The sequence below is a fragment of the Micromonospora sp. NPDC000089 genome, assembly GCF_042899365.1.
Classification (GTDB): domain Bacteria; phylum Actinomycetota; class Actinomycetes; order Mycobacteriales; family Micromonosporaceae; genus Micromonospora.
This window is the reverse complement of record NZ_JBIAZT010000008.1, coordinates 172654-186881: the sequence shown is the minus strand read 5'-3', so window position 1 is coordinate 186881 and position 14228 is coordinate 172654. Positions and strand designations below refer to the sequence as shown.

General features: G+C 73.3%; 13 protein-coding genes. 8 read left to right on the top strand and 5 right to left on the bottom strand.

Going from position 1 to position 14228, the window contains the following annotated elements; genetic code table 11:
* Nucleotides 1–11 precede the first annotated feature (11 nt).
* From ACFY3U_RS17245 to ACFY3U_RS17230, 4 genes are all read left to right on the top strand, one after another.
* Nucleotides 12–533 (top strand): MarR family winged helix-turn-helix transcriptional regulator, encoded by a 522-nt coding sequence (locus tag ACFY3U_RS17245; RefSeq protein WP_387202023.1) that lies wholly within the window; start codon nt 12–14, stop codon nt 531–533.
* Between the two features lie 62 nt (nt 534–595).
* On the top strand, nt 596–1120 hold the full coding sequence (locus ACFY3U_RS17240; protein ID WP_387202020.1) for a MarR family winged helix-turn-helix transcriptional regulator: 525 nt from the start codon (nt 596–598) through the stop codon (nt 1118–1120).
* Nucleotides 1114–2847, top strand: a complete 1734-nt coding sequence (locus tag ACFY3U_RS17235) for an ABC transporter ATP-binding protein (RefSeq protein WP_387202017.1) — start codon at nt 1114–1116, stop codon at nt 2845–2847. Before ACFY3U_RS17240 ends, ACFY3U_RS17235 begins: the two co-directional genes overlap by 7 nt.
* Before the next feature lie 203 nt (nt 2848–3050).
* Nucleotides 3051–5009: an ABC transporter ATP-binding protein gene (locus ACFY3U_RS17230; protein ID WP_387202276.1), complete on the top strand. Its 1959-nt coding sequence runs from the start codon at nt 3051–3053 to the stop codon at nt 5007–5009.
* Nucleotides 5010–5091: 82 nt separating this feature from the next.
* On the opposite strand, the gene thrS is transcribed toward ACFY3U_RS17230, so the two are convergent.
* On the bottom strand, nt 5092–6309 hold the full coding sequence (gene thrS / locus ACFY3U_RS17225; protein WP_387202014.1) for a threonine--tRNA ligase: 1218 nt from the start codon (nt 6307–6309) through the stop codon (nt 5092–5094).
* Between the two features lie 145 nt (nt 6310–6454).
* A complete protein-coding gene (locus ACFY3U_RS17220; RefSeq protein ID WP_387202011.1) occupies nt 6455–7573 on the bottom strand; it encodes a GlxA family transcriptional regulator in 1119 nt (372 codons plus the stop codon).
* Nucleotides 7574–7662: 89 nt separating this feature from the next.
* Here ACFY3U_RS17220 and ACFY3U_RS17215 point away from each other — a divergent pair, with 89 nt between their 5' ends.
* The 3 genes from ACFY3U_RS17215 (at nt 7663) to ACFY3U_RS17205 (ending at nt 10352) form a co-directional block, all read left to right on the top strand.
* Nucleotides 7663–8301 (top strand): isochorismatase family protein, encoded by a 639-nt coding sequence (locus ACFY3U_RS17215; RefSeq protein ID WP_387202008.1) that lies wholly within the window; start codon nt 7663–7665, stop codon nt 8299–8301.
* A gap of 509 nt (nt 8302–8810) precedes the next feature.
* Complete coding sequence (locus tag ACFY3U_RS17210) at nt 8811–9419, top strand: DedA family protein (RefSeq protein WP_387202005.1); 609 nt, start codon at nt 8811–8813, stop codon at nt 9417–9419.
* A 96-nt stretch (nt 9420–9515) separates the two neighbouring features.
* Nucleotides 9516–10352 (top strand): NAD(P)H-binding protein, encoded by an 837-nt coding sequence (locus ACFY3U_RS17205; protein WP_387202002.1) that lies wholly within the window; start codon nt 9516–9518, stop codon nt 10350–10352.
* 63 nt (nt 10353–10415) lie between these two features.
* Here the strand turns inward: ACFY3U_RS17205 and ACFY3U_RS17200 are convergent, their stop codons facing one another.
* Nucleotides 10416–11819 (bottom strand): NAD(P)H-quinone dehydrogenase, encoded by a 1404-nt coding sequence (locus tag ACFY3U_RS17200; protein WP_387201999.1) that lies wholly within the window; start codon nt 11817–11819, stop codon nt 10416–10418.
* 106 nt (nt 11820–11925) lie between these two features.
* On the opposite strand from ACFY3U_RS17200, the gene ACFY3U_RS17195 reads away from it, so the two are divergent.
* Nucleotides 11926–12381: a gamma-glutamylcyclotransferase gene (locus tag ACFY3U_RS17195; protein ID WP_387201996.1), complete on the top strand. Its 456-nt coding sequence runs from the start codon at nt 11926–11928 to the stop codon at nt 12379–12381.
* 72 nt (nt 12382–12453) lie between these two features.
* On the opposite strand, the gene ACFY3U_RS17190 is transcribed toward ACFY3U_RS17195, so the two are convergent.
* Complete coding sequence (locus ACFY3U_RS17190) at nt 12454–13416, bottom strand: GNAT family N-acetyltransferase (protein ID WP_387201993.1); 963 nt, start codon at nt 13414–13416, stop codon at nt 12454–12456.
* 42 nt (nt 13417–13458) lie between these two features.
* Nucleotides 13459–14208 carry a hypothetical protein gene (locus ACFY3U_RS17185; protein WP_387201990.1) on the bottom strand — a complete coding sequence of 250 codons (750 nt, stop codon included), beginning with the start codon at nt 14206–14208 and terminating at the stop codon, nt 13459–13461.
* Nucleotides 14209–14228 lie beyond the last annotated feature (20 nt).

Genomic DNA, 14228 nt, shown 5'->3' with positions numbered 1-14228 from the left:
AGCTTTAACCGATGGACGGGGTGACGTCAACCGGAGGCGGCGCGCGACCCGCCGGGGCGGGAAACGGCAGCGAGACGGCCCGGGCGCTGCGCGAGCTGCTCCGGGTCGCCGGGGACACCCGGGGCGCGCTGGCCCGCCGGCTGGGCATCGGCGCGACCGACGCGGCCGCCATCGACCACCTGGTCTCCGCGCCGACCCCGCTCGGGCCGGTCGAGCTGGGCAACCTGCTCGGCATCCGGTCCGCGTCGGCCACCACGCTGGTCGATCGGCTGGTCGGCGCCGGTCACGTGGAACGCGCGCCGCACCCCAGCGACCGCCGCCGGCTGTCCCTGCGGGTCACCGCGCACGGGGTCGACGAGGTGCTGACCGCGCTCCGCCCCATGCTCGACGGGGTGGAGCGGGCGGTCGGCCGGCTCACCCCGGAGCAGGCGGCGGCCACCACCGCGTTCCTGCGCGAGGTGGCGGCGGTGATGCGGGAGTACGTCGACACCGCGCCGGACGAGCCGCGCTCGCCCCAGCGCCCGCCGAGCTGATCCGCGTTCGCCCTCGGAGAAACAGTTTGGGCCCTGATGGTTCGGGGGCTAACCTCATCGTCGTGCAGACGGATCCGCTGGTTCGCTTCCCCGACATGCTCGGCCGGGTGCCGATGGGTCGGCTCGTCCAGGTCGCCGGCCAGCGGATCGGTCAGTACTGGGACCGTTACCTCGCCGAGCACCACGGGCTGACCGCCGCCGGCATGCGGGTGCTGTTCGTGCTGCACCGGCTGGGCGAGGCCACCCACCGTGAGGTGGCCGAGCGCTGCATGGTGCGACCCGCGACGCTCACCGGCATCGTGGACACGCTGGAGCGCGACGGCTTCGTGCAGCGCCGCCGGGACGACGCCGACCGGCGTACGGTGCGGCTCGCGCTGACCGACGAGGGGAGCCGGCACGCCGCCGCGCTGACCGACCTGATCCAGGGAGACCCGCCGCTGACCACGGTCGACACCGACCCGGCGAAGCGAGCGGTGATCCGTGAGTTCCTGATCGAACTGATCCTGACCACGTCCGACGGGGAGGGCGGCGGGTTGAACCCACACCAGGAATCCGACGAGCCGACACCGGGGGGCCGTTCGTGCTGATCCGCCTGCTGCGCAGCCACCTGCGCCCGTACCGCCGACCGCTGCTGGCGGTGGTGCTGCTCCAGTTCGTCGGCACGATGGCCTCGCTCTACCTGCCGAGCCTCAACGCCGACATCATCGACCTGGGCGTCGCCCGGGGCGACACCGACTACATCATGCGTACGGGCGGCTGGATGCTGCTGGTCAGCCTGGTGCAGATCGTCTGTTCCGTAGCCGCGGTGTTCCTCGGCGCGCGGACCGCGATGGCCTTCGGCCGGGACGTCCGGGCGGCCATCTTCGCGCAGGTCAACAGCTTCTCCGCCCGCGAGGTCGCCCGGTTCGGCGCGCCCTCGCTGATCACCCGCAACACCAACGACGTGCAGCAGGTGCAGATGCTCGTGCTGATGAGCTGCACCATGCTGGTCGCCGCGCCGATCATGAGCGTCGGCGGGGTGGTGATGGCGCTGCGCGAGGACGTCGGGCTGTCCTGGCTGATGCTGGTCAGCGTGCCGGTACTGGCCGTCGCGCTGGGCCTGATCATCCGCCGGATGGTGCCCGGCTTCCGGGAGATGCAGACCCGGATCGACACGGTCAACCGGGTACTGCGCGAGCAGATCACCGGCATCCGGGTGGTCCGGGCGTTCGTCCGCGAGCCGCACGAGACGGACCGGTTCGGCGTCGCCAACGCCGACCTCACCGCGGTCACCCTGCGGGTCGGCCGGCTGATGGCGCTGATCTTCCCGGTGGTGATGCTGGTGCTCAACGTCTCCAGCGTCGCGGTGCTGTGGTTCGGCGCCCAGCGGGTCGACGCCGGGCAGATCCAGATCGGCGCGCTGACCGCGTTCCTGCAGTACCTGATGCAGATCCTGATGGCCGTCATGATGGCCACCTTCATGCTGATGGTAGTGCCCCGGGCGGCGGTCTGCGCGGAGCGGATCGAGGAGGTGCTGGGCACCGACTCCTCGGTGGTGCCAGCGGCCGAGCCGGTCCGCGAGGTCACCGGGCACGGCGAGCTGGAGCTGCGCGGCGTCGCCTTCCAGTACCCGGGCGCGAGCGCGCCGGTGCTGCACGACATCTCGTTCCGGGCCCGCCCCGGCCGGACCACCGCGATCATCGGCTCCACCGGCGCCGGCAAGACCACCCTGCTCACCCTGATCCCCCGGCTGGTCGACCCGACGGCTGGCACCGTGCTGGTCGACGGGGTGGACGTGCGGCGGCTGGAGCCCGACGAGCTGTGGCGGCGGATCGGGCTGGTGCCGCAGCGGCCGTACCTGTTCACCGGCACGGTCGCCAGCAACCTGCGGTACGGCAACCCGGACGCGACCGACGAGGAGCTGTGGCGGGCGCTGGAGGTCGCCCAGGCGCGGGACTTCGTGGCCCAGCAGGCCGAGGGGTTGGACGCGCCGATCGCCCAGGGCGGCACCAATGTCTCGGGCGGCCAGCGGCAGCGGCTCGCGATCGCCCGGGCGCTGGTCCGCCAACCGGAGATCTACCTGTTCGACGACTCGTTCTCCGCGCTCGACCTGGGCACGGACGCGCGGCTGCGGGCGGCGCTGCGGCCGGTCACCGCGGACGCGGCGGTGGTGATCGTGGCCCAGCGGGTCTCCACGATCATCGACGCCGACCAGATCATCGTGCTCGAGGACGGGGGGATCGTCGGGATGGGACGACACGGGGAACTGCTGGACAGCTGCCCGACGTACGCGGAGATCGTGGCGTCCCAGCAGACGGCGGAGGTGCCGGCATGACCGGGCGTAACGGAGCGGCCGGCGGCGACGAGCGCCGCGAGGCACCGGCCGGTACGGTGCCGGAGCAGTCGGCCGGGGTCGTACCCGAGCGGCAGCCGGCCGGGGTCGTACCGGAGCGGCCGGTGGGCGGCGTACCCGGGCAGAAGCCGGCCGGCGAGGCGGTGACGCCGGCGCGGCTGCCGGCGGCCGGCCGGCCGCGCTGGATGGGCGCGGGAATGCCGGCGGAGAAGTCGATGAACTTCGGGCCGTCGGCGAAGCGGCTGCTGCGCCGGCTGCGACCGCACCGGTGGCCGCTGGCCGGCATCGTCACCCTGGCGGTGACCAGCGTCGGCGCCAGCGTGGTGGGTCCGAAGATCCTCGGCCACGCCACCGACATCATCTTCGCCGGGGTGGTGGGCCGGCAGCTGCCCGCCGGCAGCACCCTCGACCAGGCGGTCGCCGGGGCCCGGGCGGCCGGCAACGGCAACCTGGCCGACATGCTGGCCCGGATGGACGTGGTGCCCGGCGTGGGCATCGACTTCGACGCGCTGGCCCGCACCCTCGCCCTGGCGCTCGGTCTCTATCTCGGTGCCAGCCTGCTGATGTGGTGGCAGGGCTGGCTGCTCAACGGGGTGGTGCAGGCCACCGTGCTGCGGCTGCGCGCCGAGGTGGAGGAGAAGCTCAACCGGCTGCCGCTGCCGTACTTCGACCGGCAGCCGCGCGGCGAGCTGCTCAGCCGGGTCACCAACGACATCGACAACATCTCGCAGACCCTGTCGCAGACACTGAGCCAGTTGCTCACCGCGCTGCTGACCGTGGTCGGGGTGCTCGGGATGATGTTCTGGATCTCGCCGCTGCTGGCGCTGGTCGCCCTGGTCGCGGTGCCGCTTTCGGTGATCGTCACCCAGCAGATCGCCAAGCGGTCGCAGGCCCGGTTCATCGCCCAGTGGAAGCACACCGGCGAGCTGAACGGCCAGATCGAGGAGGCGTACACCGGGCACGAGCTGGTCAAGGTGTTCGGCCGGCAGCGCGAGGTGCAGGCGGCGTTCGCGACGAAGAACGAGGAGCTGTTCCGGGCCAGCTTCGGCGCCCAGTTCATCTCCGGGATCATCATGCCGGCGATGATGTTCGTCGGGAACCTCAGCTACGTGGCGATCGCCGTGGTGGGCGGGCTGCGGGTGGCGTCCGGGACGATGAGCCTCGGCGACGTGCAGGCGTTCATCCAGTACTCCCGGCAGTTCACCCAGCCGCTGACCCAGGTCGCCTCGATGGCGAACCTGCTGCAGTCCGGGGTGGCCTCCGCCGAGCGGGTCTTCGCGGTGCTCGATGCCGACGAGCAGACCCCGGATCCGGTCGCGCCGGCCCGGGTCACCGAACCGCACGGCCGGGTCGAGTTCGAACACGTCTCCTTCCGGTACGAGCCGGACCGGCCGCTGATCGACGACCTGTCCCTGGTCGCCGAGCCCGGCCAGACCGTGGCGATCGTCGGCCCCACCGGAGCCGGCAAGACCACCCTGGTCAACCTGATCATGCGGTTCTACGAGCTGGACGCCGGCCGAATCGCCCTCGACGGGGTGGACGTCACCACCATGCGCCGGGACGACCTGCGCGGCCGGATCGGCATGGTGCTGCAGGACACCTGGCTGTTCGGCGGCACCATCCGGGACAACATCGCCTACGGCCGGCCGGACGCGACCGAGGAGGAGATCCTCGCCGCCGCCCGGGCCACCTTCGTGGACCGGTTCGTGCGCAGCCTGCCCGACGGGTACGACACGGTGATCGACGAGGAGGGCAGCAACGTCAGCGCCGGCGAGAAGCAGCTGATCACCATCGCCCGGGCGTTCCTGGCCGAGCCGTCCCTGCTGATCCTGGACGAGGCGACCAGCTCGGTGGACACCCGCACCGAGGTGCTGCTGCAGCGGGCGATGGCGGCGCTGCGCTCGGACCGGACCAGCTTCGTCATCGCGCACCGGCTGTCCACCATCCGCGACGCCGACCTGATCCTGATGATGGAGGACGGTCGCATCGTCGAGCAGGGCACCCACGACGAACTGCTCGCCGCGAACGGCGCGTACGCCCGCCTCTACCGCTCCCAGTTCACCGGAGCGTCGCTCACCGAGGAGATTCCCTCCCCCACCGCCACCGCCGCGCCGCCCCCCGCCCACCAGCCCGCGTCGATCTAGGGATAGTTGCTGCTCTCAGAGATCAACTCACAGCCATAACCCCTAGATCGACGAGGGCTGGGGGCGGGGGGCGGGGGCGGGGTTAGGGGGCCGGGAGGAGGGCGGGGGAGCGGGCGGCCACCACCTCAGCGATCAGGGCCAGCGCGTCGGCGGTCGGCAGCGGGTCGAGGTTGCGGGCGTCGCGCAGGCGGAGCGAGAGCGTGCCGTCGGCCACCTCCCGGGGGCCGAGCACCCCGACGTACGGCACCTTCCGCCGGGCCGCCTCGCGGATCCGGGCGCCCAGCGAACCGGCGTGCGCCACCTGGGCCCGCAGGCCGGCGGCGACCGCCCGTCGGGCCAGCGCGGCGGCGGCCTCGGCCTGCCCGGTGTCCACCGGCAGCAGCACCAGCTGGACCGGGGCGTACCAGGCCGGGAAGGCGCCCTGATGCACCTCGATCAGGTACGCGAAGAGGCGTTCCATGCTGCCCACCAGGCTGCGGTGCACCAGCACCGGCCGCCGCCGGGCGCCACCCGCGTCGGTGTACGACAGGTCGAACCGCTCGGGCTTGTCGAAGTCGAGCTGGACGGTGGAGAGGGTGGACTCCCTACCGGCGGCGTCGCGCACCTGAATGTCGATCTTCGGGCCGTAAAACGCGGCCTCACCGGGCGCCTCGACCACGTCCGCCCCGTCGAGCGCGGCGCGCAGCAGCGCCTCGGCCCGCGCCCACTGCTCGTCGTCCCCGACGTACTTCTCCCCCGGCCCGCGCAGCGACAGCCGGAACCCGGCCGGCCGTACGCCGAGCGCGGCGTGCGCCTCGGCGATCAGCCCGAGGATCTCCCGCACCTCCGCCTCGACCTGCTCCGACGCGCAGAAGTTGTGCGCGTCGTTGAGCGAGATGGCGCGCACCCGGGACAGCCCGCCCAGCACGCCGGAGCGCTCCGCGCGGTACATCCCACCCAGCTCGGCGACGCGCAGCGGCAGGTCCCGGTAGGAGCGGCCGCGGGCGCGGTAGACCAGGGCGTGGTGCGGGCAGAGCGCCGGGCGCAGCACGAGCTCGTCGTCGGCGCTCAGCCGCAGCGGCGGGAACATGTCGTCGGCGAAGTAGCCGAGGTGCCCGGACAGCTCGAACAGCTCCCGCTTCCCCAGCGGCGGCGAGTAGACGTGCCGGTAGCCGGCCCGGCGTTCCAGCTCCCGGACGTACTCCTCGACGGCGTGCCGGGCGGCCGCGCCGGCCGGCAGCCAGATCGGCAGCCCGGCGCCCGCCAGCGGATCGGTGGCGAACAGGTCAAGGTCCCGGCCGAGCCTGCGGTGGTCGATCATGTCGCTCTCCTTGATCGGGTACGACCCGGAGGCGACCTGGCCCGGAACGCCGCGAGGCCCCGGGGGCGGATCGCCCCGGGGCCTCGTCGACGTGGAACGTCAGAGCGGCGCGCCGGGGTTTCCCGGCGTCGTGGTCAGTCCCGCCCTACGCATGCCGCGACGGTACGACCGCAGCGACACCAGGGGCGACCGCATTTCCGGCCGGCGGCAGCGCGACGCTTCTCCGCTCCGCCGGCTCGGAACGGCTTGCCCAAGGGCGGGTGGTGCCACCGGCTGCGGTGCGGACGTCGAACCGCCGGCGGTAATCCGACGGGGAGGTGTCGAAGGCCGCGGCGAAGCTCTGCCGCAGCGTGACAACGCTGCCGAAGCCGCAGACGGCAGCGACCTGGCCGATCGACAGGTCCGTCGACTCCAACAGGCGGCGAGCCTCGTCGAGACGCTGACGCCGGACCCAGAGCGCCGGGGTGATCCCCGTGGAGGCTTGGAACGCTCGGATGAAGGTGCGTCGGCTCATGTGCGCGACGTCAGCCAGTCGCTCGACCGACAGAGGTTCTGCCAGGTGCCGCAGCGCCCACTCAAGCACTCCGGCGATCGGGTCCTTGACCGAATGCGGTGGTAGTGGCCGTTCGATGTACTGCGCCTGCCCGCCCTCGCGGTGCGGGGCCACGACGAGACTGCGCGCCACTTGGTTGGCCGCCGCGGCGCCGAGCCTGCTGCGGACGAAGTGTAAGCATGCGTCGATCGCCGAGGCCGTGCCGGCGGAGGTCAGCACGTCGCCGTGGTCGATGTAGAGCACGGAGGCGTCCACGTCGATGTCGCGGTGGCGTGCGGCGAGCATGTCGACGGCCTGCCAGTGGGTCACCGCCGCACGCCGGGACAGTAGTCCCGCATCGGCGACGGCGACGGCCCCGAGGCACAGCCCGGCGATGGTCGCGCCGCGGCCGTGGGCTTCCGTCAGGGTTCGCCTGAGTGCCGGACCGGCGGCGCGGCCGTCCTCGAACCAGGAAGGAACGACCACGATGTCGGCCTCCTCGGCCACCGAGGGAGCGAGCACCTCGCCGATGGGGTAGCCCTCAGCGGTGCGGATCACTCCGGCCCGGTCCGAGAAAAGCACAGTCTTCCAGTCGCCCAGACCTTGCCGCGCAACCTCGTCGAAGACGAGTTGCGGCACGGAGAGGTGGAACATCGTGACACCGTCGAAGGCGTATACAGCGATACGCAGGGCACCCGCGGACGTTGGCACGATTTCATCGTAACTCTGCATCTGTGCCAGTGGTCTGGGACGTTCGAGGCACGCAGACTTGAGGTGTCGCCGACGGAAGCGGCGGCAGCGACAACAAGGAGAGATCGTTCATGAGCACCCCGCGCCGCGCCCTCATCGTCATCGACGTGCAGCAGGAATACTTCGGCGGCCCGCTGGAGATCCAGTACCCGCCGCACGCCGACTCGCTGCCGCAGATCACGCGTGCGATCGATGCGGCTGCCGCCGCAGGCGTCCCCGTCGTTGCGGTCCAGCACACGATGGGTGAGGACGCACCCGTGTTCAACCCCACCCAGTCCGGCTTCGACCTGCACCCGGAGGTCGCGAGCCGCCGCACCGACGAGTGGAAATCCGTCGTCAAGCAGTACGGCACCGTGTTCGCCGGCACCGACCTGCTGCCCTGGCTGCGGGAGCACGGAATCGACACCATCACCCTCGTCGGCTACATGACCAACAACTGCGTGCTCGCCTCCGCCGCCGAGGCCGAGACCCACGGATTGGCCGCCGAGGTGCTCTCCGATGCCACCGGCGCGATCAACATCGCCAATGAAGCCGGCTTCGCCGATGCTAAGACCGTCCATACCACGATGATGGCGCTGTTCAACTCGAACTTCGCCGCCGTCGCCGAGACCGCGACGTGGTCAGACGCCGTTGCCGCTGGGCGGGCGCTGCCCAAGTCCGACCTCGGTGCCTCCGCCATGACGGGTGCGCAGCGCGCCGGGCAGGCGTGACCTGTCCCAACGGGCACCGTTGTCGCCCGGAACCGGACGCGCCCCGGGCCTGAACCGGTCGGCAAGCTCAGCTCCATCGCCGCAGTCGATGGACGACGGGATCGACAGGCACAACAGGGGCGGGTCGCCGGCACGGGACCTGCCGACGACCCGCAGCGGGCGGCGTCGAGAACGGGGGACCCGACGTCGCCGCGCGCCGACCACGGTACGCGCACCCCCGCCGATCCGCCGACCCGTCCGGCCGCCCGCCGGCGGCCCGCCTGGGCGTCACCGATGCGCCGGTTGCCTCGTTGTTCACCGGTGCTCCGCGTCTCGCGGATCACTTCCGGCCGGGCCCGTCCACGGTGACCGGGGACACGACGTCAGGCTCAACTGGTCAAGCTCCCCTGGTGGCGGCCGCGCGGAGGCGAGGCACGGCCACCGTCCCCAGGCGCTCGTGTTGACAGCACGGTCGCCGGCGCGCAGGCTCGAGTAAAAGAATGAGCGTTCGTTTTAAGTGAGGTGGCCGCGTGTCGGAACTACTCACCGGCGTCGCCACGCCGACGTGGGCCTACCTCGCCCTGCTCGGCCTGCTCGTCGCGGACGCCTTCGTGCCGGTCATCCCGACCCAGGCCGTGATGATCACCGGCGGCGCGCTCACCGTGTACGGCGGGCTCAACCTGCCGCTGACCGTCGCCGTCGGCGCGCTCGGGGTGTTCGCCGGTGACCTCGCCTGCTTCCTGCTCGGCCGGGGCGCCCCGGACCGGCACGCGCCCCGGCACGCCGTACCCAATCGGGCCCGGCGGATGGCCGACCGGGTGACCCGGGGCCTGCGCGAGCCGGGGCCGCTGGTGATACTGCTCTGCCGCTTCGTGCCCGGCGGCCGGATGGCGGCCTGCTTCGCCGCCGGCCGCAGCCGCTACCCGTACCGGCTGTTCGTCGTCTACGAGTCGGCGGCCGCGATCGGCTGGGCCGGCTACGGCGCCCTGGTCGGGCACGTCGGCGGCACGGCGCTGACCGAGTCCGCCTGGCGGCTCGCGGTGATCGCCGGGGTGGCCGCGACCGCGTTCGGCGCGGCCGGCTGGGCACTCACCCTCTTCGGCGCCCGCAACCCCCGACCCGGGGTCACGATCGACTGAGCGCGGCCCCTCAGGGCGGTTGACCTCAACCCCGCTTCAGCTCCTAGCGTCGGGGTGACGGGGCGGCCGGCGCTCCGACGGCGAAGGGGCGCGACGATGATCCTGGTGACGGGGGCGACCGGCACGGTCGGCCGGGAAGTGGTGTCGATCCTGGCGAAGCGGGGTGAGCCGGTACGCGCGGTGAGTCGCGACCCGGCCACCGCCGGGCTACCGGCCGGCGTGCAGGTGGTGGCGGCCAACCTGGCCGACCCGGCGTCGTTGGCGCCCCACCTCGACGGCGTGGACGCGGTCTTCCTGATCTGGCCGTTCACCGACCCGGCGACGGCCGCCCGGCACGCGCCCGAGGTAACCCGGACGATCGCCGCCCACGGCGCTCGGATCGTCTACCTCTCCGCCCCCGGCGCGGGGGACCTGCCCGGGTCGTACTGGGCGGTGGTCGAGCGGGCCGTGGAGGCGTCCGGGGCGGACTGGACGTTCCTGCGCCCGGTCGGCTTCGCCGCCAACACACTGATGTGGGCCGAGCAGATCCGGGCCGGCGACGTGGTGCGGTGGCCGTACCGGGACGCGGCCCGGTCACTGGTCCACGAGCGGGACCTGGCCGAGGTGGCCGTCGCGGCGCTCACCTCCGACCGGTACCGGGGCGCCCGGCTGCTGCTCTCCGGGCCGGCGACGATCACCCAGCAGGAGCAGGTACGCGCCATCGGTGCGGCGATCGGGCGGGACCTGCGCTGGGCGGAGATGCCCCGGGAGGAGGCGCGCGCCATGCTCGCCGCCGCGTTCGGCGACCCGTCTTTCGCCGACGCGGCGCTGGACGGCTGGGCGGCCTTCGTCGCGCACCCCGAGCAGGTCACCGACACCGTGGAGCGGGTCACCGGGCACCCCGCCCGCAGCTACCGGGAGTGGGTCGCCGACCACGTCGCCACCTTCCGCTGAGCCGTCAGCCGCCGCGGACCGCCGTGCCGGTCGCTCGTGGCGAGCGACCGGCGCCGGCCGAGGTCACTCCAGCTCGTGCAGCATCAGCTGGCGGGCTGCCTCGGTGATCGAGCCGGACAGGCTCGGGTAGATCGTGATGGTCTGGGCCAGCTCGTTGACGGTGAGGTTGTTCTCCACCGCCATGGTGATCGGCAGGATCAGCTCGCTGGCCTTCGGCGCCACCACCACACCACCGATCACCTGGCCGCTGGCCGGCCGGCAGAACAGCTTGACGAAGCCGTCGGCCAGGTCGTCCATCTTCGCCCGGGCGTTGCCGGACAGCGGCAGCATCACCTCACGGGCCGGCACCTTGCCCGCGTCCACCTCGTCCTGGGACACCCCGACGGTGGCCAGCTCCGGGTCGGTGAAGACGTTCGCCGCGACGGTCCGCAGCCGCAGCGGCCGGACCGCCTCGCCGAGCGCGTGCCACATCGCGATCCGGCCCTGCATGGCCGCGACGCTGGCCAGCGGCAGCACCCCGGTGCAGTCGCCGGCCGCGTAGACGCCGGGCACGTTGGTGCGGGACACCCGGTCGACCGTGACGTAACCGCCCCGGGCCAGCTCGACGCCGTACTCGGCCAGGCCCAGGCCGGCGGTGTTCGGGATCGAGCCGACCGCGATCAGCGCGTGCGAGCCGGTCACCGTACGACCGTCGGAGAGCTGCACCTCGACGCCGTCGTCGGTGCGCCGGACGGCGTCCGCGCGGGAGTTGTTCAGGATGCTCATGCCCCGGTTGCGGAACACCCGCTCGATCGCCATGGCCGCGTCGGCGTCCTCGTGCGGCATCACCCGGTCGCGGCTGGAGACCAGCGTCACCCGCACCCCCATCGCCAGGTACGCGCTGGCGAACTCGGCGCCGGTCACGCCGGAGCCCACCACGATCAGGTGCTCGGGCAGCTCGGGCAGGTCGTACACCTGGCGCCAGGTGAGGATCCGCTCGCCGTCCGGGACGGCGGTGGGCAACTGGCGCGGGGTGGCGCCGGTGGCCACCAGCACGGTGGACGCGGCGATCGAGTACTCCTCGTCACCGTCGGCAGGGGTGACCACCACCCGGTGGGTGTGACCGAGCGTGTCCTCGCCGAGCCGGGCGGTGCCGGCGACGAAGCTGACGCCGGCCTTCACCAGCTTGGCGTGGATGTCGGCGGACTGGGCCAGCGCCAGCCGCTTCACCCGCTCGTGCACCGCGCTGGCGTCGACGGTCACCGCCTCCAGGCCGTCGGAGTGCACCCCGAACTCCTCGGTGTCCCGGTAGCCGGTGACCACCTCCGAGCTGGCGATGAAGGTCTTCGACGGCACGCAGTCGGACAGCACGCAGGCGCCGCCCGCCCCCTCGGCCTCCACCACGGTCACGTCGGCGTCCAGCTGGGCGGCGACCAGCGCCGCCTCGTAGCCGGCCGGCCCCCCGCCGATGATCACGATGTGGCTCACAGGGCGATCCTTCCGTCAGTGCTCATGGTGACTTTCTTCTCCCCCGCCGGTCCGACACGCACCGTCGTATTCTCCCCCACCCGCCCGGACGACTATCGTCATCGCCGTGCGTCACTACGCGGCCTACGGCTCAAACCTCGACCCCGCCCGGATGCGCGCCTACTGCCCGCACTCGCCGATGGTGGGCGTCGGCTGGCTGGAGGGGTGGCGGCTGACCTTCGCGGGCGACGACGTGATCGGCTGGGAGGGCTCGGTCAGCACCGTGGTGGAGTCCCCCGGCGACCGGGTCTTCGTGGCGCTCTACGACATCCACCCGTACGACGCCGCCCAGCTCGACGAGATCGAGGGCGTGACCGCCGGCACGTACCGCAAGCTCACCGTGCGGGTCTCGACGCTGGACGGGGACGTGACCGCCTGGGTGTACGTCTTCGACGGGTACGAGGGCGGCCTGCCGACCTCGTGGTACCTGTCGGAGATCGCGAACGCGGCGGAGAAGGCGGGCGCGCCGGACGACTACGTCACCGAGCTGCGGTCCCGCCCCACCGGCACCGCGTCGGCGTAGCGCGTATCGCACCCGTTCAGTCTGCTCCGGGCGCGGTCGGGAGCCACCGGCGGCCCCCGTACGGGTCGCGCATCACACAGCGGCGGCCGGGACGACCCGCTCGTACATGTCGGTCCAGCGCACCTCGCGCAGCCCCACCGAGCGGTAGAGGGTGACCGGGGCGGTCGGGTTGGCCAGGTCGACGCCGAGCCCGGCGCCGGCGCGGCCTTTGGCCGCGTACGTGGCGAAGGCCCGGCGCAGCAGCGCCGCGCCCACCCCGCGCCGGCGGTGCTCCGGCAGCACGGACAGCGTCCGCACCCACCCCAGGCCGTGCTCCAGCGCCTGGTCCGAGGAGACCAGGGCACCCGCCGGTACGCCGTCGACCTCGGCCACGAACCACTCGTCCCAGACCTGGCAGGAGGCGGGGACGTGCGCCCGCCAGTGGTCGAAGTCCACCGGCTCGTAGTCCGGGGTGTCCCGGAACGCGGTGTCGTAGATCCGGTGGAAGTCCCGCAGGTCGGCCTCGTCGCCGGCGCGCAGCGGGCGGACGGTCACCCCGGGCGGGGGCGGCGGCTCGGCGGGCAGGTCGGCCAGCTGACGGGTCATCCGGACGTACCGCTTGAGCCGGGTGAAACCGGCCTCGGTCAGCTCGCCGGCCCAGCGGGTCTCCGGGGCGAAGACGCCGGTGCGCACGGTCAGCTCGGGCAGCCCGCGCTCGGCCGCCCGCTCGGCCGTCCGGGCGAGCTGCCGGGCCAGCAGCGGGGCCCGCAGCCGCGCCGCCCGCTCCGGGTCGACGTAGACCTCGATCCACTCCCGCCCCACCCCGGTCGGGTTGGCCACCAGCGACCAGGCGACGACCCGACCGTCCGGGTCGGTGACCAGCCAGGAGTCCCGCGCCGGATCGAAGAACGGGGCGGTGAGGCAGTCCCGGACGTCCTCGGCGGCGAAGTCCGGGTAGCCGACGGCGAACGTGTCGGCCGCGTGCACCACGGTCAGGATGGCGGGCACGTCGTCGAGGGTGGGGCGGCGGGCGGTCCAGCCGGCGGGGAGCGTCACGGTCGACGATTGTGGCAGCGGCCCGGCCGCCGCGCCGCCCGATTACCGCGCGCCCGGTGCGGCCACCCCGGCCCGGACGGCGGTGAGCAGCTCCAACAGCTCGGCGCCCTCGCCGGGCCGCAACGCCCGGAACGCCGTGGCCACCAGCCGGTCGGTGACCGCCTCCGCCCACAGCCGCCGCCGCACCAGCGGCCCGACCGGCGGGTACGGCGGCGACCAGCCGCACGCCGTCGCGCCGGCCGCGCCCTCCGGGCCGGCCAGCACCGCCTCCAGCGGCGTCATCCCGCCGGCCCGCACGGCCAGCAGGTACGCCCCGGTGAAGTGCTCCCGCAGCAGCAGCAGCGCGACCGACGCCCGGGCGCCCGCGGCGTGCTCCGGCACCGGCATGGCCCGCCAGGCGGCGAAGAGCGGCATGCCGGTCGGGTCGGCGGCGGCCACCACCCGTTCCAGCAGCGCGGCCAGCCGGGGCATCCCGGGCAGGTCGTCCAGGTGCTGGGCGCCCCACCGGCAGCACTCGGCGAGGTTGGCCGCAGCCACCTCCAGCGGGGGAACCACCCGGGCGGCGGCGTCCCACCCGTCGGCCACCGCGTCCGGGGCGATGAAGCCCAGCGCGGCGGCGACCGTCTCGGCGCGGACGTCGCCGAGGGCGCCGGCCCGGCCGGTGATGTAGAACGCCCAGCCGGAGATGCCCAGCAGCCGGGCCCGGCGCAGCGTGCCGGGGCAGCGGCCGAAAGCCTCGCCCAGCTCCAGCACGGCGGGCTTGCTGGCGGCCGCCAACTGTTCCGGCGTCACCCGGGTCGCCCGTTCGCCGC